Below are 21,305 nucleotides of genomic sequence, written 5' to 3'. Positions count from 1 at the left end.
GTTCTGTGATCGTGGCGGGGGCTCGTACTCCGATGGGGCGGTTGCTGGGCTCGCTGAAGGGGTTTTCGGGTGCGGAGTTGGGTGGGTTCGCGATTCGGGCTGCGTTGGAGCGGGCTGGGGTGCGGCCTGATCAGGTCGAGTACACGATCATGGGTCAGGTGCTGACGGCGGGTGCGGGGCAGATTCCGGCGCGGCAGGCTGCGGTGGCGGCGGGCATTCCGATGGATGTGCCGGCGTTGACGATCAACAAGGTGTGTTTGTCGGGGCTGGATGCGATCGCGTTGGCGGATCAGTTGATCCGGGCGGGTGAGTTCGATGTGGTGGTCGCGGGTGGTCAGGAGTCGATGACGCAGGCGCCGCATTTGCTGACGGGGTCGCGTGAGGGTTTCAAGTTCGGTGATGTGTCGATGTTGGATCACATGTCGCATGATGGTTTGTTCTGTGCGTTCGATCAGGTCGCGATGGGGTTGTCGACGGAGAAGCACAACGCGCGGTATGGGTTGACCCGCGAGGAGCAGGACGCGTTCGCGGCGCGGTCTCATCGGCGTGCGGCGGCTGCCGCCCAGCGGGGTGTGTTCGCGGAGGAGATCGCGCCGGTGGAGGTGCCGCGGCGCAAGGGCGCCCCGCTGGTCGTGGACGCCGATGAGGGCATTCGCGCGGACACCACGGTGGAGGGGCTGGCGAGGCTGCGTCCGGCGTTCGCATCGGATGGGACGATCACGGCGGGGTCGGCGTCGCAGATTTCCGATGGTGCGGCGGCGGTCGTGGTGATGAGCAAGGCCAGGGCTGAGGAGCTGGGGTTGTCGTGGCTTGCCGAGGTCGGTGCGCATGGTGTGGTCGCGGGGCCGGATGCGAGTTTGCATGAGCAGCCGTCGAATGCGATCCGGGCCGCGTGTGCGCGGGAGCGGGTCGAGGTCGCGGATCTGGATCTGGTGGAGATCAATGAGGCGTTCGCGGCGGTGGGGATCGCGTCGATGCGTGCGTTGGGTGTTGATGAGGAGCGGGTGAACGTCAACGGTGGTGCGATCGCGTTGGGGCATCCGATCGGGATGTCGGGTGCGCGGTTGGTGTTGCACTTGGCGTTGGAGCTCAGGCGTCGTGGTGGCGGTGTTGGTGCGGCGGCGTTGTGCGGTGGTGGTGGGCAGGGCGACGCCCTGATCCTCCGCGTACCGACAGCCTGACCCGCCGAGCAGGAGGACGACGCTCTAGGGCGTGGAGCCCCCGGGGACGAGCAGCGCGTTCCGCGCACTGGCCCTCCGGGGGCTTCGCTATCGTTCTGCCCCGGCCGGACGAACCGCCCCGGCGGCAGTGCTGCCGGCCGACTCGGATGAATCCGGCGTTCTCGGTCGTGACGACGAGCCGCCCTCGGCGCATCGGAGGACCAACGGCCCTTTGCGCGGGCTTCCTGCGGGTTCCACCCTCGTGCTGTGCTGGGGCGTGGCCCGGTCGGTGCCGATCGGGGATAACGCCTGCGACGAGGCAGCGACGGCGAGGATGCACTTTGACGCGATCTCGCCCTGGGGAGGCGCGATGGCCCGCTTCGCACGAGACCGCGCAGCCGTGTTGCGAAGCATCTGGCTGGTGGGTGGTGCCCTGGCTCTCGTGACCGCGTGCACGCCGGCCGGGGATGTCCCGGACGGCCGCGGGCCTGGGACACCTCCGCCGACGGCCACGGCCCCGCCGATCATCGGCGGTGCCATCGCCGTCCAGACCCGCGAAGTTCCTGGCCTCGGCGCCGTGCTCACGGGCCCGGACGGTCGCACGGTGTACCTGTTCGACAAGGATCGAAGCGACCAGCTGGCCTGCCTGGAGGCGTGCGCAGGCGATTGGCCGCCGCTGACCACGACCGCTCCGCCCATCGCGGGTCCGGCCGTGAACCCGGCCCTGCTCGCCACGACCCGGCGCCCGGACGGCAGCACGCAGATCGTCTACAACGGACACCCGCTGTACTACTACATCGGCGATGAACTGGCGGGCCAGGCCAATGGTCAAGCCGTGAACTCCAACGGTGGCAGCTGGTACGCGATCTCACCCGCGGGGAACCGGATCGGCGGGTAGGACGGCCGGGCGCCGGGGCAGGGGAGATGAGGACCATGGCACACGCGGGACACGGGGGCGTCCACTACCCGAGCGCCCGGGAGTCCTGGGCGGGCGGGGTGGAGCTGTTCGCCGCGGTGATGATGATCATCATCGGGTTCTTCCACGTCATCGTCGGACTCGCGGCGATCCTGCGGAGCTCGTATTACGCCGTTACGCCGGACTACGCGTTCACCATCAACGTCACGACGTGGGGGTGGGTGCACATGGTGCTGGGCGTGCTGGTCGGAGCCACCGGAATCGCGTTGACCGCGGGCCAGTCCTGGGCGCGGGTCGTCGGCCTGATCATCGCCGGCCTCAGCGCCCTGGGGAACTTCTTGTTCATCCCGTACGCGCCGGTGTGGTCGCTGCTCATCATCGTGATCGACGTCGCCGTGATCTGGGCGCTGGCCGTGGATCTCCGGGAACAGCCGGCTCGCCGGACGGTCCCGGACGACTAGAGATCGTGTTGAATTTGGTTTGCGTGGCGGTGCGGGTGGCGGAATCTCAGATGCCCCCTCGCTGTGGGATCCCCGACATCATAAATGGACCAATTCACCACGTCGGGGCTGTCCTCGCTGGGAGAACTCCAGGGGAGTGGGCACCGTGAACCCGCGGCGGTGCGAGTTGAGTCCCACACCGCGAGCGGCTACCGCCGCTTAAAAACGGCCTAGGCGCCCGGCCGGGATCATTCGACGCGTGCGGGTGCCGCCTCTTCCTCGCCGGGCAGGCGGATGTCGATGACCTCGATGTTGACCTCCACGACCTGCAGTCCGGTCATGCGTTCCACAGCGGTGATGACGTTGCGCCGCACCGCTCGTGCCAGCTCCACCACGGAGACGCCGTAATCCACGACGATCTGCAAGTCGATCGCGGTCTGCTTCTCGCCCACTTCCACGTTCGCGCCCGAGGTCTGCGCGGCGCTGGCGCCGGGAATGCGCTCCCTCAGCGCGCCGAACGCCCGTGCCATCCCGCCGCCCAGCGCGGCCACCCCGGGGACTTCGCGGGTGGCCGTCACCGCGATCTTCTGAACGACCACGACCCCGATCGTCGTGCGTCCCTGACCGGTCTCGGCGACTTCGCCGGCCGTCGTGGTCCACCTGACCGCCTCGGCGGTCTCCGCCTGCTTGTTCGATGTTCTTCCGCCCGATTCGGCCATCACTGCCGTCTCCCTGTTCGATTTCGGCTCGCGCACGTCTCGCCTCGAGGTGCTGACGGGCTGCCCACCAGTCTGCGACGTTCGCGCAGAGTTGGCAGGTCGTCGCAGGGCGTGCGCGCCGAACGCCCAACCGGCCGTCGCCGGGGGAGGCCGTCAACTTAATGTTGCTTAACGTTCAGCGGGCGCCTTAGGTTCACCCCGGATCGGAGATCCGCATCGCACGTCAAGGGAGACTCGGCTGTGGAGATCGCGACTCGTCGCTCCTCGCGCCGACCGGGCACGGTCTCGGCGGCCGCGGTGGCGCGCGCCGCCGGCGTTTCGACCGCCGCCGTCTCCTACGTCATGAACGGAAAGGGCGGGGTGGCGCCGGAAACGCGCCGGCACATCCTCGCCGTCGCCGAGGAAATCGGTTTTCGCCCGCCGAACCGGGGAAAACCGGTCGACCCGAATCGCACCCGCGTCATCGGGCTGGTGCAACCCAACATCATCAATCCGACCTATCCGCGATTCGCGCAGAGCATCGTTTCCACGGCCGCCGAGGCCGGGTACGAGGTCTTCGTCGCGACCACCCAGGACGACCTGCGGACGCTGGGCAAGGTCTCCAGCAGCCTGGTGCACCGCAACGTCGACGGGGTCGTCCTGAGCGCCGCGTTCCGGGAGGACGCCACCGCGTTGCGGACCCTGCGCGCCGCCCGGATCCCGTACGTCTACCTGTCGCGGAGATCCCAGTACATGGAGGGTGATTTCGTCGGCATCGACGACGCCGCCGCGGCGACGTCGTTGATGGAGCACGTGCTGGCGCACGGCCACACCGACATCGCCGTCGTGATCGGGCCGCGGTTCTCCTCGGCGTCCCTCGCTCGCGAGCAGGCCTTCGTGTCGACCGCCCACGCGCACGGCGTCGACATCGGCGGCGACCGCAAGATCAGCACCGAGCTCAACAGCGACGGCGGCCGCCGCGCCGCGGCCCGCCTGTTCGCCCGCGACGATCCGCCGCGCGCCATCGTGTGCGGCAGCGACGAGCAGGCGATCGGCATCCTGGAGTACGCGGTGGAACACGGCATCCGGGTGCCCGAGGACGTCGCGGTGACCGGGCACGACGGCATTCCGCACAGCATGTCCGGGCTGATCGGGCTCACCACCGTGATGCAGCCGCACGAGGAAATGGGCCGCGAGGCCTTCGGAATGCTGCTCAAACGCATGGAAAAGCCGTCGAACAGCTACCAATCGCTGGTGTGCGCGCACCGCCTGCACATCGGCCGGACCTGCGGTTGCGAACCGACCCGGGCCGCCGAGAAATCCCGCCGCTGAAAAGCGAATTCCCGAAGAAGAACCCGACCATCCGGCACGCCGGAAAAAGAACCGAAGGTCACGCCATGCCGAAAAGCGTCCCAGAATCGGTGATGCGCTCGCCCAGCGAGCTTAACGGAGTCATCTTCCGCAAGTTGCTCCCGTTGCTGATCGGTGCCTACATCATCAGCTTCCTGGACCGGACCAACATCGGGATCGCCAAGGAACACCTGCAAATCGACCTGGGCATTTCGGCGACCGCCTACGGGATCGGCGCCGGGCTGTTCTTCATCACCTACGCGCTGGCGGAGATCCCGTCGAACCTGATCCTGCACCGGGTCGGCGCGCGGTTCTGGATCACCCGGATCATGATCACCTGGGGCCTGGTGTCCGCCGGGATGGCCTTCGTGCAGGGCGAGTGGTCCTTCTACCTCATGCGGATGCTGCTCGGCGTCGCCGAGGCGGGCCTGTTCCCGGGCGTCATGTACTTCCTGACGCAGTGGTTCACCCGCGCCGACCGCGCCAGGGCCAACGGCCTTTTCCTGCTCGGCGTGTCCGCGGCGAGCATCCTCGGCCCGCCGCTGGGCGGCCTGCTGCTCGGGCTCGGCGGCCTCGGCGGCATGCACGGCTGGCAGTGGATGTTCCTGATCGAGGGGCTCCCGGCCTGCCTGTTCGCCTTCGTGGTGTGGAAGAAGCTGCCCGACCGGCCGGACCAGGCGAAGTTCCTGACCGCGGCCGAAGCCGAAGACCTGCAGCGCCGCATCGCCGCCGAGGACGAGGCGGGCGCCGAGGCGTCCGGCACGCACAGCATGCGCCAGGTGTGGCGGGACAAGCAGATCCTGCTGGTGGTCGGGATCTACTTGTCGCAGCAGATCGCGGTGTACGCGCTGTCCTACTTCCTGCCGTCGATCATCGGCACCTACGGCGAGCTGTCGTCGCTGCAGATCGGGTTGCTGACCTCGGTCCCGTGGATCTTCGCGGGCCTGGGCGCGTTCCTGGTGCCGCGGTTCGCCGTCAACGGCGGCAGCTCCCGCAGGCTGGTCACCATCACGATGGGCGGGATCTGCGTCGGGTTCGCGCTGGGCGCGGTCTCCGGCCCGGTCGTCGGCCTGATCGGGTTCTGCCTCGGCGCTTTCTCGTTCTTCGCGATGCAGCCGATCCTCTACACGTTCCCGGCGTCCCGGTTGAGCGGGGCGACCCTGGCGGGCGGCATCGCGTTCGTCAACACCATCGGGCTGTTCGGCGGGTTCCTCGGCCCGTACGTGATGGGCGCGATGGAGGACTTCACCGGCAGCAAGCTGTCCGGCCTGTGGTTCGTGGTCGGCGTGTGCGTGATCGGCACCGCGCTGTCGTTCTTCCTCAAGTACGGCGACGCCGAACGGCGTTCGTGACACCGGAGTTCCAGGAAGGGTGCAGGAAGTGGATTTCTCGGGAAAGCGGGTGCTCGTCACCGCCGGTGCGGACGGCATCGGGCTGGCGATCGCCACCAGGTTCGCCGGGCTGGGCGCCCGCGTGCTCGTCACCGACATCAACGCGGACGCGGTGCGGGCGGCCGGGGAACGGGGCCTGGCGGCCCGGGTCTCGGACGCGTCGAGCGAAGCGCAGGTCGAGGAGCTGATGGGGGCCGTGCGCGAGGAGCTCGGCGGCCTGGACGTGCTGGTCAACAACGCGGGCATCGCAGGCCCGACCGGGCCGGTGGAAACGCTGGACGGCGCCGCGTGGGCGCGGACCTTCGAGGTCAACATCCACAGCCAGTTCTACTGCGTGAAGCACGGGTTGCCGCTGCTGCGCGAGGCCACCGACGCGTCCATCGTGAACCTCTCCTCGGCCGCCGGGCGGCTCGGCATGGCCGGGCGAAGCGCGTACTCGGCGTCGAAGTGGGCGGTGGTGGGCTTCACCAAGACCCTGGCGATCGAGCTCGGCCCGGAGGGGATCCGGGCGAACGCGATCTGCCCCGGCGCGGTCGACGGCCCGCGCATCCGCGCGGTCATCGAGGCGAAGGCGGCGATGCTGGGCAGGCCGGTGGCGGAGATCGCGGCCGCCTACCAGGACCAGTCGTCGATGCGCCGGCTGGTCGGCGCCGAGGACATCGCGGACATGGCCGCGTTCCTGGCCGGCCCGCTGGCCCGCAGCGTCAACGGCCAGGCGATGGCGGTCGACGGCAACACCGAGAAGCTCTACTGACGATCCACTGTGGAGGTTTGACGAAGATGGCAACCGGTCGCAAGGTCATCATCACGTGCGCGGTGACGGGCGCGATCCACACCCCGTCGATGTCGGAGCACCTGCCCGTCTCGCCGGCGGAGATCGCCGAGGCGGCGTTGGGCGCGGCCGAGGCGGGGGCGGCGATCGTGCACCTGCACGCCCGCGACCCCGAGGACGGCAGGCCCTCGCAGGATCCCGCCCACTTCGAGCCGATCCTGGCGCAGCTCAAGGCCCACACCGACGCGGTCATCAACATCACCACCGGCGGCTCGCCGCACATGACCGTGCAGGAGCGGATGCGGCCCGCCGCGGTGTTCAAGCCCGAGCTGGCGTCGCTGAACATGGGCTCGATGAACTTCGGCCTGTACCCGATGCTGGATCGCTTCAAGGAGTTCCGGCACGACTGGGAGCGGGAGGCCCTGGAGAAGAGCAGGGACCTGGTGTTCAAGAACACCTTCGCCGACATCGAGGCGATCCTGTCCATCGGCGCGGAGAACGGCACCCGGTTCGAGTTCGAGTGCTACGACATCGCGCACCTCAACAACCTGGCGCACTTCGCCTCGCGCGGCCTGGTGCAGGGCCCGCTGTTCGTGCAGTCGGTGTTCGGGCTGCTGGGCGGGATCGGCGCGCACCCCGAGGACCTGATGCACATGCGCCGCACGGCGGACCGCCTGCTGGGCGACACCTACCAGTGGTCGATCCTGGGCGCGGGCCGCAACCAGATCCCGCTGGCCACCATCGGCGCGGCCCAGGGCTCGCACGTGCGCGTCGGGCTGGAGGATTCGCTGTGGATCGGGCCGGGCGAGCTGGCCAAGACCAACGCCGACCAGGTGACCCGCATCCGCACCGTGCTGGAGGCGCTGAACCTGGAGGTCGCCACGCCCGACGAGGCCCGCGAGATCCTGCGGCTCAAGGGCAGGGACCAGGTCGGCTTCTGACGGCCACCCGAGCCGGAGCCCGGTGCGGGCTCCGGCTCACAACCAGTTGCGGCGCTTGAAGATCGTGTAGAGGCTCAGGCAGACGGCCAGCATGAGGACGACCGCGAAGGGGTAGCCGAGGCCCCAGTGGAGTTCGGGCATGAAGTCGAAGTTCATCCCGTACACCGTGCCGATCAGGGTGGGCGCGAACAGGATCGCCGCCCACGCCGAGATCTTCTTGATCTCCTCGTTCTGCGTGTAGCTGGCCTCGGTCATCCGCCTCATCTCCTCGTTCTGCGCCTGGGTGACCAGCGTTGCGTTGACCGTGAGGATGTTGTCGAGCATCTGGCGGAACCCGTCGACGCGCTCGGCGACCGTGGTGGCGTGGTCGGCGACGTCGCGCAGGTAGCGCTGGAGCTCCTCGTCGATGCGGTACTTCTGGAAGCCCGCCTCCAGGCTCCGCAGGATGGCCAGCAGCGGCTGCGTCGCCCGCTGGAACTCGATGACCTCGCGGGACAGCTCGTAGATGCGCCGCGAAACGTTCGGGTTCGCCTCGAAGACCTCGGTCTCGATCTCGTCGATGTCGTTCTGCAGGCCCGCGATGACCGGCGCGTAGCCGTCGACGACGTTGTCCAGCACCGCGTACAGCACGGCCTCCGCGCCGCGCCGCAGCAGATCCGGGTCCTCCTCCATGCGACGGCGCACCGCCGACAGGTCGGGGGACTGGCCGTGGCGGACGGTGAGCACGAAGTTGGGTCCGATGAACAGGTGCAGCTCGCCGAAGCTGACCTCTTCGGCCTCGTCCACGTAGGTGGCGGCGCGCAGCACCACGAACAGCGTGTCGCCGTAGCGCTCGATCTTGGGGCGCTGGTGGGCGACGATCGCGTCCTCGACGGCGAGCTTGTGGAGGTCGAATTCCTCGGCGGCGGCCAGCAGTTCCTCTTCGGCGGGGCGGTACAGCCCGATCCACGCCATCGTGCCGGGCTCGTCCCGCAGCAGCCGGTAGGTCTCGGCGAGGCTGGACGGGGTGGCGGTCCGGACGCCGTCGCGGTAGATCGCGGTGTCGATCAGCGGCCGGTCCGCCAGCGGCCGCTCGTCGGCGGAGCGGGGGTCCATGGAGTGCTCGGGAGCGGAGGGCCCCGACTGCTCCGGGAGGCGCCGGGGGCGCTTGCGCAAGGGACGCCATTCGGGCACGAGGACCTCCTGGGCGGTGCGGGCACGCGCAGGCCGAGCGAGCGCCCGGGGCTGCGATCGCGGTCAGCCTACCCAGTCCCGGCCGGAGTCCGCTGGCACCGGTGCTCTCGCTGCCTACCCGTCGAGTTGAGCGACGAGCAGGTCCGCAGATTGGGAACCGCGCTGCAACGTCATCCGCCCCGAACCTGCCGTTGTGCACTTAGGAAAGTCCTATGTGCACAACAGGCGGTGGCCGTTGTCCTGTCGTTGGACTTCACGCATCCTCTTCCGCCGGGCGAGGCCGCTCTGGCTGGCGTGGCTCTACCGGCGCGACGGTGAGGGTCGATCGGGAGGCGCCTCGGGCCTGAGCCCGGCGGCTTGGTCGATCGGGCGCCGCGCATCGATGCGCCGGACGCCAATGGGACCGGGTCATGAACCTGAACGTGCGCAGCACGGTGGTGGCCTCCTGGCACGCGATCCGGCACATGATCGCGGCGGGCGGCGGCTCCATCATCAACACCGCTTCCATCGCCGGCCTGCAAGGCAACCCGTGGCCGCGTGACCGGGCGCCCCGGGACTGAGCTCGCCGTTCTGGTCGCGGCGGATCGGGTCGACTTCAGGTATCGAGGGATGGCCGCGTTCGGGGTGCGCTCCCGCTGGACGTTCGATGCACGAAATGCGGCGGGGCGGGCGCTTTCGGCCAACGCCCGCCCCGCCGCAGATACGGTCGTCAGTGCAGGGTTTGCAGCGCGTCCTTGCTGAACGGGACGAGTTCCGAGAGGCGGCCGCTGAGGACCTTGTCGGCCCACTCCGGGTCGGCGAGCAGTGCTCGTCCGACGGCGACGAGGTCGAACTCGTCGCGCTCCAGGTGGTCGGCGAGCCGCTCGATGCTCTCCACCGCTGTGGCGGCTCCGGTGAGGGCGCCGGGCTCGAAGACCTTGTCGAGGCCGACCGAGCCGACGGTGATGACCGGCTTGCCGGTGAGCTTCTTCGTCCACCCGGCGACGTTCAGGTCCGACCCGGATTCGGGGAACTCCGGCACCCAGTAGCGGCGTCCGGAGGCGTGGAAGGCGTCGACTCCCGCGTCGGCCAGCGGGGTGAGCACGGATTCGAGCTCGCCCGGATCCTCGGCGAGCCGGGCGTCGTAGTGATTGGCCTTCCACTGGGAGAACCGCAGCACGACGGGGAAGTCCGGCGCGACCCGCTCGCGGACGGCGGCCACGATGTCGGCGGCGAATTTGGTCCGGGAGAGCAGGTCGCCGCCGTAGGCGTCGGTGCGCTGGTTGGTGCGCTCCCACAGGAACTGGTCGATGAGGTATCCGTGCGCGCCGTGCAGTTCCACGCCGTCGAAGCCGATCCGCTCGGCGGCCTGCGCGGCGTCGGCGAACGCGCTGATGATGTCGTCGATGTCGGCCAGCGTCAGCGCCTCGCCCGTGCCGGGCATGCCGTCCATCGTGAGCCCGGACGGACCCACGGACGGGGCCTCCGGGAACGGCGGTGCGCCCGCCGGCCGCTGGATCCCGACGTGCCAGATCTGAGGCATGATCTTGCCGCCGTGCGCGTGCACGGCCTCCACGACGCGGCTCCAGCCGGCGAGCTGCTGCTCGCCGTGGAAGCGGGGGACCCCGTCGCTGAAGCCGGCGGACCGGTGGTCGATGAAGGTGCCCTCGGTGATGACCAGGCCGGTCCCTGCCGCGGCGCGGCGCGCGTAGTAGGCGGCCACGTCCTCGCCGGGAACGCCGCCGGGGGAGAGCTGTCGGGTCATGGGCGCCATGACGATCCGGTTCGGTAGCTCGGCCGAACCCAACGTGAACGGGCGGGACAGTGCCTGAGCTGCGCGGGTGCTCACCTGTCGGTCTCCTGCCGGGTGCTTGCGGGCGTTCGCCCGCCGTTTAAATGTTCAAGTCAAAGATACATTTAGCGACGAGAAGTGCAACTGTGATAGTTGCTATTCTGGGATGGACGTTGGCGTCGATCCACGGGCGGGGGTGGAGACCGTGCTGGACATCCGGTTCTCCCGTGCGTTGCAGGTGATGCTGTTCCTGGCGATCGCCGCCGAGGAGGACTCCGCCGCGCTGAGCTCGGCCCACCTGGCCGGAAGCCTGAAGGCCAACCCGAGCCTGGTCCGCAAGCTCCTCGTGCCGCTGGCGAACGCCGGGCTGGTCGTCTGCGTCAAGGGACGCGCCGGTGGGGCCCGCCTAGGACGCCCGGCGGACCAGATCACGCTGGCGGAGATCTACCGCTGCGCCGTCGGCGACAAGCCGCTGTGGGCCTGCTCGCCGGAGGCGTCGGACATGTGCCTGATCACCGCGCGCTCGGGGGAGTACTTCGCCGCGCTCACGGCCGAGGCTGAGCGGGCGGTGCTCGATTCGCTCGGTGACCGCACGCTCGCCGAGAGCGTGCGCGAGCTGCGCGGCCTCGACGCGAAGCCTGGTCGGTAGCGCTGCTCCCGGGTTCGGGGCCGGCTTGTCTCGTCGGCGCGAATTCTCTTGTCGTCCAAGGGTTTCAGTGACTCGGTCGTGAGTGCTTCGCGTGGCCTTCGATCACGATGCGCGCTGCGGTGGTGGACTTCCGAACGACGAGTTCGGGGGAGTAGCCCTGCTTGGCGAAGACGCCGTCGAGCCAGAGCATGCCGTAGCCATGCGCCTGGGCGAACAGCTGCTCCATCAGCTCCAGGGCTTCCTGTGGTCCGTCCGACACGGCCAGGCAGAGCATCAGGAACTGATCGGTCAGCCGTCGCGTCTGCTCGTGCAGCTCGGCGTGCTTGGGGCCCTGCAGACCGTCCGCGTAGATGACGTTCATGCCCGCGCGGCGTTCGAGGAGGTATTCGGTGTAAGCGCCGGCCGCCGCGGCGAGCGCGTCGACGGGATCTTCCCGGGTCTCGACGGCGGCCTGCACGCGTTTCGCGAGCTGGCACGCGACCGCGGCCGCGGTGGCCGCGAGCAGGCTCTCCCGTTCGGGGAAGTGCCGGTACGGCGCGCCCGGGCTCACCTTGGCCCGCCGCGCCACCTCCGCCACGGAGAAGCCGGTCAGGCCCCGTTCCGCGATCAGGTCCAGTGAGACGCGCACGAGCTCGGCACGGAGGTCGCCGTGGTGGTACTTGATGCCCATGTCGTGGCTCACATCTTCCGCTCGGAATATGTAAGAGGGGTCTTACGTCTCCAATGTAAGAGGCCTCTTACATGATCGGGGTCCGCCGCACAGCTGTTCCTTGGAGGATTCATGAGCACGATCACGCACGCTATCGCCGCACCGTCGCCGGGCGCACCCCTGGCGCCGACGACGATCGAGCGACGTGACCTGCGACCGGACGACGTGCTGATCGACATCGCCTACGCGGGCATCTGCCACAGCGACATCCACCAGGCCAAGGAGGACTGGGGCGAGGCGATCTTCCCGATGGTTCCCGGGCACGAGATCGCCGGCGTGGTCGCCGCGGTCGGATCGGCCGTGACGAAGTACCAGGTCGGGGACCGGGTCGGGGTCGGCTGCATGGTCGATTCCTGCGGCGAGTGCGAGTACTGCCGGGCGGGCCGCGAGCAGTTCTGCGTCAAGGGCAACGTCCAGACCTACAACGCCGTCGGCTTCGACGGCGAGACCACCTACGGGGGCTACAGCCGGCAGGTCGTGGTGAAGGACGCCTTCGTGTGCCGGATCCCGGACGGCATCGGGCTGGACGTCGCCGCGCCGCTGCTGTGCGCCGGCATCACCACCTACTCGCCGCTGCGCCAGTGGGGCGCGGGCCCGGGCAAGAAGGTCGCCGTGATCGGGCTCGGCGGGCTGGGCCACATGGCGGTGAAGCTGGCCGCCGCGATGGGCGCCGAGGTGACGGTGCTCAGCCAGAGCCTGAAGAAGCAGGAGGACGGCCTGCGGCTGGGCGCGACCGACTACTTCGCGACCAGCGACGAGTCGACCTTCGCGGCGCTGGCGGGGCGTTTCGACCTGATCCTCAACACGGTCTCGGCGAAGCTCCCGATCGACGCCTACCTGGGGCTGCTGCGGGTGGGCGGCGCGATGGTCAACGTCGGGGCTCCCGGCGAACCGCTGTCCTACAACGCCTTCTCGCTGCTGGGCGGCAACAAGGTGCTGGCCGGGTCGATGATCGGCGGGATCGCCGAGACCCAGGAGATGCTGGACTTCTGCGCGGAGCACGGCATCGGCGCGGAGATCGAGCTGATCTCGGCGGACCGGGTCAACGAGGCCTACGAGCGCGTCGAGGGCAGCGACGTGCGGTACCGCTTTGTGATCGACGCCGCCACCATCGGCGCCTGAACCGGCGGAAGAGGCCCGTTGTCCGGTGCGAAAGCGCCGGGCAGCGGGCCTTTCGGTCAGGCGTCCGGCTGCGCGACGTCTGGTTCGGCTGCGGGGCGACCATCATGCCGGGCGTGCAGACCGGCGACGGGCGATGACCTCCGACGTGGCTCCTCGCGCGACCGTCGGTGGCAACCCGGCAATCCGATCCGGCGGAGCTTCGACGATGTGGCCGCTCCGCGCCGCGTGGCGGAGGTGTCCCGGTCGAGCTCGCCACCGGGCACTCCCGGATGATCATGTGGGGCACTCCTGCCGAGAATGAACGCATCGCGCAGCACAACGAGGAGTTCGCATGACATCGACCGCGCGGATCGAGCAGCACGACGTCTCCGCCGAGGGCACCGGCCCATATGCGATCACCGCCGGACCGGACGGCGCGTTGTGGTTCACCATGGTGCACAGCGGACAGATCGGCCGGCTGGTGCCGGGCGGCGAGCCCACCAGCCACCGGCTCGCCCCTGACAGCGGGCCGACGATCATCGTCGGCGGCCCGGACGGCGCGCTCTGGTTCACCGAGTACCAGGCGCACCGGATCGGCCGGATCACCACCGCGGGCGAGATCGCCGAGTTCGACCTGCCCACGCCGGAATCCGGGCCGTACGGCCTGGCCGCGGGGCCGGACGGCGCGCTGTGGTTCACCGAGACCGCCGCGAACCAGATCGGCCGGATCACGCCGGACGGCCAGGTGCGGGAGTTCCCGCTGCCGATCGAGGGTGCGTTCCCGTCCGCGATCACCGCGGGTGCCGACGGCGCGATGTGGTTCACGATGAACATGGCCAACGCGATCGGGCGGATCGGCCCGGACGGCGAGGTCGCGATCCACCCGCTGCCGACCGAGGCGGCCGGGCCGGTGGGGATCGCGGCGGGCCCGGACGGCGCGGTCTGGTTCGTCGAGATCGGCGCGGGCCAGATCGGCCGGATCGGCACCGACGGCGGGATCGAGGAGTTCCCGCTGCCCGACCGCGCCGCCCGGCCGCACGCCATCACCACCGGCCCGGACGGGGCGATGTGGTTCACCGAGTGGGGCGCGAACCGGGTCGGCTCGATCACCGCCGGCGGCGTCATCGAGGTGCACGACCTGCCCACGCCCGGTTCGGAACCGCACGGCATCGCCCTCGGCCCGGACGGTGCACTGTGGACGGCGCTGGAGATCGGCGCCCTCGCCCGGATTTCCCCGCCCGCGGTCGAAACCGATCGCTGAAGCCGGTGCACCGGCATCGGTGAGAACTCTGGCCGGTGCGGGGAAGACACCCGGCCCGGCACAGCGTCCGGCCGCCTCGATACCGCGGGGGAACACCTGTGGGCAGGCACTCGTGATCTTTCGAGGCAGGCGAGCTGCGCCGCCGGAGCCAGGCCGGACGCCTACTGCAAGGCGTACGAGACTCGGCTCGGCCGGGGCACGCCGACCGGCAAGCCGGTCGGCGGCCTCGACACCGAGCGCGACAGGTCGGTGACCGGGCGTGCGTGGGTCTATGGATCATCGACGATCACGGACGGCCGACGCGCGGCGGTAAGGAGACCTCCTCGACGGCTGGTTCGTGCTTGACGTGGCGGGCCAGGAGGAAGCCGTCGAACTGGTCAAGAAGCTTCCGGCCTCGGAGGCGATCGAGATCCGCCCGGGCGTCGAATCCCGCTTGAGCCGAACGCCGCATCCCCGCCAGCGTCTTCGACGGGCGGGGATGCGGCTGGGTTCAATTCCCGATCCCGAGCTCCGCCGGCGGCAACGCCGGATCCCGCGCTGCCGGGGACGAACGGTGCTCGCCGGAATTTCGGCCGAAAGTATGAGGCGCCGGGCCTCGTTTCCTGGCCGATCGGTCGATCTCGGTTGGCACTTCGGCCGATCCGACCGACCTCTTTGGACACGTAACTTGGGTCACGTCGGGAATTGAAACCAGGATCGAGGCCGATCATGACGACACTGCCGGTCACCGCGAAGACCGATCACGAACTGCTGGCGAGTGCCAGCCGACGAGCTCGCGAGCTCACCGAACCGCTGCTGCGCGATGCCGTCGAGCGGCTCGGGCCATCGCTCGGGGCGATCGGTTTCTACCATTTTCGTTGGCACTCACGGGATCCCGCCGCCACCGGCAAGGCCATCCGCCCCACCATGGCCGTGCTCGCCGCGGAGGCGGTCGGCGGCGAGCCATCGGCGGCGCTGCCCGCGGCCGCCGCCGTCGAGCTCGTCCACAACTTCAGCCTGATCCACGACGACCTCATCGACGGCGACGTGCTGAGACGTGGTCAGCCCGCGGTGTGGAAGGAGCACGGGGTTCCGGCGGCGATCCTGCTCGGCGACGCCCTGCAGTCCGAAGCGTTCGCGATCCTGCTCGGCGAGGGCGGGGCGCCTGCCGGTGCCGCAGTGGCGGCGCGTCTCGCGGCCTCGATGCGGGAGGTGGTCGTCGGCCAGGTCGAGGACATCAGGTTCACCGAACTGCCGTGGACGGGAGAGCAGGCGGTGGGCGTCGCCGAGTACCTGGCGATGGCCGAGGCCAAAACCGGCGCGCTGCTCGGCTTTTCCGCATCGGCGGGCGCCCTGCTGGCCGGAGCGGACGCCGCGACCGCGGAGTGCTTCGACCGCCTCGGCCGCAGCCTCGGGCTCGCCTTCCAGTGCACCGACGACGTCCTGGGCATCTGGGGCGATCCGGCGGCGACCGGCAAGCCGGTGCTGGGGGATCTGCGCGAGGGCAAGAAGACCCTGCCGATCATCGCCGCGCTGGCGGCGGAAGGTCCCGCGCGCGAGCGCCTGGTCTCGCTGGTCGGCGCCGAGGCGCGGACCGAATCCGACCTGAGGCTGGCGGCGGAGCTCATCGAGGAGCTGGGCGGCCGGGAGTTCGCCGAACGCGAGGCAATGCGGCACCTCACGGGCGTCGCGGACTGCCTGGCCTCGCTGCCGATGCCGGCGGAGATCCGCGCGACCTTCGAGGCGCTGGCCCGGTCGTTGATCGGGCGGACTCGCTGACCCGGACACCACAGCGAAGCGCAGCGCCGACGGCAGCCGCGAGACGTCCTGCGAAGAACGGAGGTATCCCAAAGGGAGCAAGTCGCCAGGACCACCACGACCAACGACGAACTCGCCGCCAGGTTTTCGCCGGAACGCGGAAGGAGCCATCCCGCACAGCTACATCGACCACCTCGTCGAGGCCGTCCTCTCGAAGCGATCGACGATATCCGCACGATCACGAACCGGACGGGCCGCCCAGGATCCGCCGCGCGGGCCAGCGGCGGGAGTCGGCGTCATGCCCGGGACACGACGCCGACTCCGGGGTCACTGCGGGGCGGTCTCCCCGGCGGGTGCCGGTTCGATGCCTGCGACGAGGTTGAAGGTGCCGGTGAGCTGGTTCAGGGCGACCAGTCCGACGACGTCGGCGATGGTGCGCTCGGTCCAGCCGTGGGCGGTGAGCGCGGCGATGTCGTCGTCGCCGAGCGTCGCGGGTTCGGCGACCACGTTCACGACGAAGGCGAGCAGCGCGGCCTCCCGTGGGTCGACCGCGGTGCCCTGGCGGGCCAGGGCGATGTCGGTGTCGCTGAGGCCGAGGGCCTTCGCTGCATCGGCGTGCGCGGCCAGGCAGGACGCGCAGCCGAGCCATTCCTGCACCGCCAGCGAGACCTTCTCGCCGAGCGCCGCGGGCAGCTTGGTCCGCTTCATCGCGCGGGAGAACGACAGGTAGCCGGTCAGCAGCGCGGGTGAGTGCGCCATGGTGCGGACCATGTCGCCTGCCGTGCCGTGACGGTCGATGATCTCCGCCAGCAGTTCGCCGGACTTGGCCGGTGCGTTGGCGGGTTCGAGCGGCTTTAGACGTCGCACGTGGTGCTCCAGGGTTCGGGGCTGCCGCCCGTCCCGCGGGGGCGGGCGGCAGCCGGTGATCAGGCGTTCGTGGTCTGGGGCTCGGTCGCGGAACGCTTGCCTCGCAAGCTGATCCCGGCGATGAGAGCACCGGCGATCGCGATGCCGGCGGCGCCGACGAAGGCGGCCGAGACACCGCTGGTGAGTGCGGCGGGATCGCCGATCCGGTCGACGCCCCGCGACGTCGCCAGCGCCGTCATCGCGGCCAGGCCCAAGGCGGACCCGATCTGGTAGCTGGTGTTGACGATTCCCGAGGCCAGCCCGCCCTCCTCGGGGCGGGCGGCGGAGATGGCGGTGCCCAGCGAGGGGACGAACGCCAGTGCCATACCCGCCGCGGCCACCAGCGAGGCGGGCAGCACGTCGGCGGCGTAGCTGCCGTCCGGCCGCACCAGCGCCAGCCACCCCAGCCCGAGCGCGAGCACCACCAGGCCCGACACGATCATCGTCTTGACCCCGAAGCGGGCGGCCAGCCTCGGCGCGATGACGATCATCAGCAGCATGATGACCGTGGTCATCGGCAGCAGCGCGGAGCCGCTGGCGAAGGCGCCGAGGCCGAGCACCTGCTGCAGGTAGAGGTTCAGGAAGAACCACATCGGGATCCACGCCGCGCCCAGCAGCAGCTGCGCGATGTTGGCCGCGCCGAGGTCCGGGGTCCGGAAGATGCCGAGCCGGACCAGGGGAGTGCGGCGCTTGGCCTGGACGACAACGAAGGCCGCCAACAGCGCGACCGCCGCGACCAGGCCGATGACGGTTTCGGCGGAACCCCAACCGGTTTCGGGCGCGCGGACGATGGCGTAGACCGCGACGGCGAGCCCGCCGGCGGCCAGGAACGCGCCGAGCAGGTCGGTGGAACCGCGCTGCGCCGAACCGGCCGGCATCAGGGCAGGGGTGAGCGCGAGCGCGAGCACGGCGATCGGGATGTTCAGGTAGAAGACCCATGGCCAGCTCAGGTACTCGGTGATGACACCGCCGAGGAAGACGCCGGCGGTTCCACCGGCGGGGGCGGCGGCGCCGTAGAGCGCGAGCGCCTTGCCGAGTTCCTTCGGCGTTGCGCCGAAGAGCATCATGAGCAGCGTCAGCGCGGACGGGGCGATCAGCGCGGATCCCGCGCCTTGCAGCGCCCGCCCGGCCAGCTCGACCCACGCCGTGCCGGCGGCCCCGGCGACGGCGGAGCCGGCGAGCAGCACGAGCCAGCCGGCGGCGAACATCCGGCGCGCGCCGAGCAGGTCGGACAACCGGCCGCCGAGCAGCAGCAGGCCGCCGAAGGCGATGACGTAGGCGTTGAACACCCACGACAGGTTCTCCTGGGAGAAGCCCAGATCCGCCTGCATCCGCGGCAGGGCGACGCCGATGATCGAGGTGTCCATGATGACCATGAACTGGGCCAGGACGATGAGCGCGAGCGCCCACCACCTGCGCGGCGATCGGGTTGGTGCGGACATGTCGGGACTCCTCGCGAGATTCGAACGATCGGATACCAATACCCCCTAGGGGTATAGACGAGCTAGGTCGGGATGTCCAGTCGTCGCGATCTCGGATGTGGGCGCGGAGGGTGGCCTGATTCGAGTCCTGTCCTATCTGGACCTCCTGTTGGGATGCGCGTTTTCGCCGCGCGACCTCGGTGGATGATCTCGCTGGTCGGGTGGCTGCCGCCTTGCGTCGCATGTACCCCCGAGGGGTATGTCGTGGATCACGTTGCATCCCGGGTTGATCGTTTGGCATAGTTCTCCGTGTTCGAGAGATACCCCTAGGGGGTATATGAGAAGGAGGCGGCGACGATGAATGCGTCGGCGAATGTCGGTCACCACCAGCACCACGTCCACCAGGACCACGCGGCCGGCCACCAGCACCATGGCCAGCACGGTCAGGCGGCCGCTCACCAGGGTCGCGAGACCGGCGGTGTGCCGCAGGGTCTGCAGATCACGAAGGACGGGTACGCCTTCGCGCCGCACACGACCCGGTTGGCGGCTGGCGACGTCGCCGACTACCGGTTCCGGATCCTCGGGCCCGACGGCGCCGCGCTGACCTCGCTGGCCGAGGTGCACGGCAAGAAGATCCACCTCATCGTCGTCCGCCGGGACCTCACCGGGTTCTGGCACGTGCACCCGGTCGAGGTGGGCGACGGCGCCTGGTCGGTTCCGCTGGAGCTCGCGGAAGCCGGGGAGTACCGGGTCTTCATCGACTTCCAGCCGGAAGGCGGGCAGGCGCTCACGCTCGGCGCCGACCTGGCGGTCGCCGGTGACTTCCGGCCGCGCCCGGTGCCGGAGGTCGCCGCCGTCTCGGTGGTCGACGGCTACGAAGTCGAGCTCGGTGGGGAGCTGGTCGCGGGCCACGCCAACCCGCTCGCCCTCGTGGTGCGCCGCGATGGCGTGCCGGTCACCGACCTGCAGCCGTACCTCGGCGCCTACGGGCACCTGGTCGCGTTCCGGCTGGGCGACCTGGCCTACCTGCACGTCCACCCGGACGGTTCGCCGGAGGACGGCGTGACCCGGCCGGGGCCGGAGGTTGCGTTCCATGCGGAAGTGCCCGGCCCGGGTATCTACCGCTTGTTCCTCGACTTCAAACACGCGGGGAAGGTCCGCACCGCTCAGTTCACCGCGCTCGCCGAGTAGTCCGGGGGCAAGGGCCGGGCGGCGGTGTTCGCTGATTGGCCGCCCCTATACCCACTGGGGGTATTGTTGATACCCTGCCGGGGTACTGATCAAGTTCGTTCCTGGAGAAGGAGATTCGATGAGTGAGAGCACCTTCGTAGTCAAGGGCATGACGTGCTCGGGTTGCATGAGCAAGGTGACGTCCGCGGTCACGGGCGCCGAGGGCGTCACCGACGTCGACGTCGACATCAGCAACGGCGAGCTCACGGTCGTCAGCGCTTCGCCGGTCGACCCGGACGCGATCCGCAAGGCCGTCAACGAGGCCGGTTACCAGGTCGCGAGCTGACGGCGGCGAATCGATGAGCGATCCGACCCCGGCCGAGCCGCCCGTGGTGATCAAGACCGTGGACAACGGGCCGTACCAGGTCAAAGGACCGGTCAAGATCGTCGACCACGAGAACAACACCTACGAGCTCGGCCCCGGCCGCACCCGGTTGCTGTGCCGGTGCGGGCTCTCGGCGAAGAAGCCGTACTGCGACGGATCGCACGCGCGAGAAGGGTTCTCCGCAGCGGAGCGGGCCGGCGAGAAGACAGCGGAATAGCAAGCGGCGAAAGGCCGGTAGCGGGCGACCGCCACCGGCCTTTCGCCGTTCCGTCCTCAGTAAGGAAGCGGCACCGCGCAAGTGACTGTCTATTCTAGACACGCCATGCCCGTTCCCGGGCACCTCTTGGAGTTCGTTTCAGCGTGGCTCCGCCCGAAGGTGCCCAATGTCCGGCACCGGTGGCGGTTTCGCGCGAAACCGGCGTTCAGCGCTCCGGACGGCCACGTCCCGCACGTGCCCACGCACCATGCTGAAACCACCTCTTAGAGGTCCTAACAGTTTGAGTTGTTCTTGAGTTTGCGCCAGCAGATGATGCTGCAACCGATTCTGAGGAAGGCTTCATGGATGTCATCTCGGATCTCCCAGCGGATGCGCAGCCGGCGGAACCAGTGCAGCAGCGCAATGGCCTTCTCAACGACCCATCGGTACACGCCCAGCCCGGATCCGTGCTCGGTCCCGCGCCTGGCGAACTCGGGCTGGATTCCCTTCGCGCGTACCAGCTTGCGATACTTGTCGTAGTCGTAGGCCCGGTCGGCGTAGAGCACCTCGGGGCGCCTGCGTGGGCGACCGCGTCGTCCCCGTACCGGCGGGATGGCTTCAATCAGCGGCATCAGCTGGGTGACGTCGTGCCGCTGACCACCGGTGAGAGTGACGGCCAGCGGGATCCCGCCACCCTCGACGATCACGTGATGCTTCGAGCCGATTCTGGCTCGATCTACTGGACTGGGGCCGGTTTTGGGCCCCCTTTTAGCGCCCGCACATGCGAGCCGTCGACCGCAGCGCGGGACCAGTCGATCAACCCGGCCGAGTTCAACTCGGCTAGCAGCGTCTCGTGCAGCCGCTGCCACACGCCTGCTTCGTTCCAGTCCCGCAACCGCCGCCAGCATGTCATGCCCGAGCCGTACCCGAGTTCCTGCGGCAGGAACTCCCACGGCATTCCCGTGTACAGCACGAACAAGATCCCGCACAACGCCTTGCGGTCGTCCAGCCGCTTGCGGCCCGGGTTCCGAAACCGCCGCTCGACCACGGGTAACAACGGCTCGATGCGCTCCCACAGGCCATCGTCGACCTCCCACAGCCTGCGCTGCGCCACACCAACCTCCCACCAGACGATCAACGAACAGCAAGATCAAACCA

At 69.5% G+C, this 21,305-nt stretch carries 21 protein-coding genes and 1 pseudogene; 15 read left to right on the top strand and 7 right to left on the bottom strand.

The window, feature by feature from the left end; translation table 11 throughout:
- The 3 genes from BLW84_RS31135 to BLW84_RS31125 all read left to right on the top strand — a co-directional run.
- On the top strand, positions 1–1,181 hold a 1,181-nt coding region (locus tag BLW84_RS31135), incomplete at its 5' end, for an acetyl-CoA C-acetyltransferase (protein WP_245761516.1).
- Between the two features lie 349 nt (positions 1,182–1,530).
- The gene (locus BLW84_RS31130) at positions 1,531–2,058 is read left to right on the top strand and encodes a COG4315 family predicted lipoprotein (protein ID WP_245761515.1); all 528 of its coding nucleotides are present in this window, start codon (positions 1,531–1,533) and stop codon (positions 2,056–2,058) included.
- A gap of 35 nt (positions 2,059–2,093) precedes the next feature.
- Positions 2,094–2,537: a DUF7144 family membrane protein gene (locus tag BLW84_RS31125; protein ID WP_093272534.1), complete on the top strand. Its 444-nt coding sequence runs from the start codon at positions 2,094–2,096 to the stop codon at positions 2,535–2,537.
- A 227-nt stretch (positions 2,538–2,764) separates the two neighbouring features.
- Here BLW84_RS31125 and BLW84_RS31120 read toward each other — a convergent pair whose 3' ends face one another.
- Positions 2,765–3,235 (bottom strand): Asp23/Gls24 family envelope stress response protein, encoded by a 471-nt coding sequence (locus BLW84_RS31120; RefSeq protein ID WP_093272532.1) that lies wholly within the window; start codon positions 3,233–3,235, stop codon positions 2,765–2,767.
- 240 nt (positions 3,236–3,475) lie between these two features.
- Between BLW84_RS31120 and BLW84_RS31115 the strand changes: the two genes are divergently transcribed.
- The 4 genes from BLW84_RS31115 (at position 3,476) to kce (ending at position 7,668) form a co-directional block, all read left to right on the top strand.
- Positions 3,476–4,546, top strand: coding sequence for a LacI family DNA-binding transcriptional regulator (locus BLW84_RS31115; protein ID WP_093272530.1), 1,071 nt, complete (start codon positions 3,476–3,478; stop codon positions 4,544–4,546).
- 65 nt (positions 4,547–4,611) lie between these two features.
- A complete protein-coding gene (locus BLW84_RS31110) occupies positions 4,612–5,916 on the top strand; it encodes an MFS transporter (RefSeq protein WP_218157545.1) in 1,305 nt (434 codons plus the stop codon).
- 28 nt (positions 5,917–5,944) lie between these two features.
- The gene (locus BLW84_RS31105; protein WP_093272563.1) at positions 5,945–6,709 is read left to right on the top strand and encodes an SDR family oxidoreductase; all 765 of its coding nucleotides are present in this window, start codon (positions 5,945–5,947) and stop codon (positions 6,707–6,709) included.
- A 26-nt stretch (positions 6,710–6,735) separates the two neighbouring features.
- Entirely contained in the window at positions 6,736–7,668 is a 933-nt protein-coding gene (kce, locus tag BLW84_RS31100) for a 3,5-dioxohexanoate:acetyl-CoA acetone transferase (protein ID WP_093272527.1), read from the top strand.
- A 36-nt stretch (positions 7,669–7,704) separates the two neighbouring features.
- On the opposite strand, the gene BLW84_RS31095 is transcribed toward kce, so the two are convergent.
- Positions 7,705–8,841, bottom strand: a complete 1,137-nt coding sequence (locus tag BLW84_RS31095) for a magnesium and cobalt transport protein CorA (protein ID WP_218157544.1) — start codon at positions 8,839–8,841, stop codon at positions 7,705–7,707.
- Between the two features lie 377 nt (positions 8,842–9,218).
- Between BLW84_RS31095 and BLW84_RS31090 the strand changes: the two are divergent.
- A pseudogene (locus BLW84_RS31090) lies at positions 9,219–9,401 on the top strand (SDR family NAD(P)-dependent oxidoreductase); the annotation flags it as partial.
- A gap of 149 nt (positions 9,402–9,550) precedes the next feature.
- Here BLW84_RS31090 and BLW84_RS31085 read toward each other — a convergent pair.
- The gene (locus tag BLW84_RS31085; protein ID WP_093272522.1) at positions 9,551–10,669 is read right to left on the bottom strand and encodes an NADH:flavin oxidoreductase; all 1,119 of its coding nucleotides are present in this window, start codon (positions 10,667–10,669) and stop codon (positions 9,551–9,553) included.
- 109 nt (positions 10,670–10,778) lie between these two features.
- On the opposite strand from BLW84_RS31085, the gene BLW84_RS31080 reads away from it, so the two are divergent.
- Positions 10,779–11,261, top strand: coding sequence for an RrF2 family transcriptional regulator (locus BLW84_RS31080; protein ID WP_093272520.1), 483 nt, complete (start codon positions 10,779–10,781; stop codon positions 11,259–11,261).
- 64 nt (positions 11,262–11,325) lie between these two features.
- On the opposite strand, the gene BLW84_RS31075 is transcribed toward BLW84_RS31080, so the two are convergent.
- Positions 11,326–11,931: a TetR/AcrR family transcriptional regulator gene (locus BLW84_RS31075; protein ID WP_245761514.1), complete on the bottom strand. Its 606-nt coding sequence runs from the start codon at positions 11,929–11,931 to the stop codon at positions 11,326–11,328.
- 111 nt (positions 11,932–12,042) lie between these two features.
- Here BLW84_RS31075 and BLW84_RS31070 point away from each other — a divergent pair, with 111 nt between their 5' ends.
- The 3 genes from BLW84_RS31070 (at position 12,043) to BLW84_RS31060 (ending at position 16,090) form a co-directional block, all read left to right on the top strand.
- Complete coding sequence (locus BLW84_RS31070; RefSeq protein WP_093272516.1) at positions 12,043–13,092, top strand: NAD(P)-dependent alcohol dehydrogenase; 1,050 nt, start codon at positions 12,043–12,045, stop codon at positions 13,090–13,092.
- 331 nt (positions 13,093–13,423) lie between these two features.
- The gene (locus BLW84_RS31065) at positions 13,424–14,332 is read left to right on the top strand and encodes a Vgb family protein (RefSeq protein ID WP_093272513.1); all 909 of its coding nucleotides are present in this window, start codon (positions 13,424–13,426) and stop codon (positions 14,330–14,332) included.
- A gap of 708 nt (positions 14,333–15,040) precedes the next feature.
- Complete coding sequence (locus tag BLW84_RS31060) at positions 15,041–16,090, top strand: polyprenyl synthetase family protein (RefSeq protein ID WP_093272510.1); 1,050 nt, start codon at positions 15,041–15,043, stop codon at positions 16,088–16,090.
- A 306-nt stretch (positions 16,091–16,396) separates the two neighbouring features.
- On the opposite strand, the gene BLW84_RS31055 is transcribed toward BLW84_RS31060, so the two are convergent.
- The gene (locus BLW84_RS31055; RefSeq protein WP_093272508.1) at positions 16,397–16,936 is read right to left on the bottom strand and encodes a carboxymuconolactone decarboxylase family protein; all 540 of its coding nucleotides are present in this window, start codon (positions 16,934–16,936) and stop codon (positions 16,397–16,399) included.
- Positions 16,937–16,995: 59 nt separating this feature from the next.
- The gene (locus BLW84_RS31050; protein ID WP_093272505.1) at positions 16,996–18,417 is read right to left on the bottom strand and encodes an MFS transporter; all 1,422 of its coding nucleotides are present in this window, start codon (positions 18,415–18,417) and stop codon (positions 16,996–16,998) included.
- A 336-nt stretch (positions 18,418–18,753) separates the two neighbouring features.
- Here BLW84_RS31050 and BLW84_RS31045 point away from each other — a divergent pair, with 336 nt between their 5' ends.
- The 3 genes from BLW84_RS31045 to BLW84_RS31035 all read left to right on the top strand — a co-directional run bounded on the left by BLW84_RS31045 (position 18,754) and on the right by BLW84_RS31035 (position 20,168).
- Positions 18,754–19,587, top strand: coding sequence for a hypothetical protein (locus tag BLW84_RS31045; protein WP_093272503.1), 834 nt, complete (start codon positions 18,754–18,756; stop codon positions 19,585–19,587).
- 118 nt (positions 19,588–19,705) lie between these two features.
- A complete protein-coding gene (locus BLW84_RS31040; protein ID WP_093272502.1) occupies positions 19,706–19,912 on the top strand; it encodes a heavy-metal-associated domain-containing protein in 207 nt (68 codons plus the stop codon).
- 13 nt (positions 19,913–19,925) lie between these two features.
- Positions 19,926–20,168 carry a CDGSH iron-sulfur domain-containing protein gene (locus tag BLW84_RS31035; protein WP_093272500.1) on the top strand — a complete coding sequence of 81 codons (243 nt, stop codon included), beginning with the start codon at positions 19,926–19,928 and terminating at the stop codon, positions 20,166–20,168.
- Positions 20,169–20,440: 272 nt separating this feature from the next.
- On the opposite strand, the gene BLW84_RS31030 is transcribed toward BLW84_RS31035, so the two are convergent.
- Positions 20,441–21,261 (bottom strand): IS5 family transposase gene (locus tag BLW84_RS31030; RefSeq protein ID WP_425441783.1). Its coding sequence is split into 2 segments (ribosomal slippage): positions 20,441–20,919 and positions 20,919–21,261, totalling 822 coding nucleotides; the frame shifts between segments, so codons are not numbered across the junction.
- Between the last annotated feature and the right edge of the window lie 44 nt (positions 21,262–21,305).

Source organism: Saccharopolyspora shandongensis (assembly GCF_900106995.1).
GTDB classification, from domain to species: Bacteria; Actinomycetota; Actinomycetes; order Mycobacteriales; family Pseudonocardiaceae; genus Saccharopolyspora; species Saccharopolyspora shandongensis.
The sequence above is the reverse complement of the archived record's forward strand: the minus strand, read 5'-3'. Positions and strand labels throughout refer to the sequence as shown.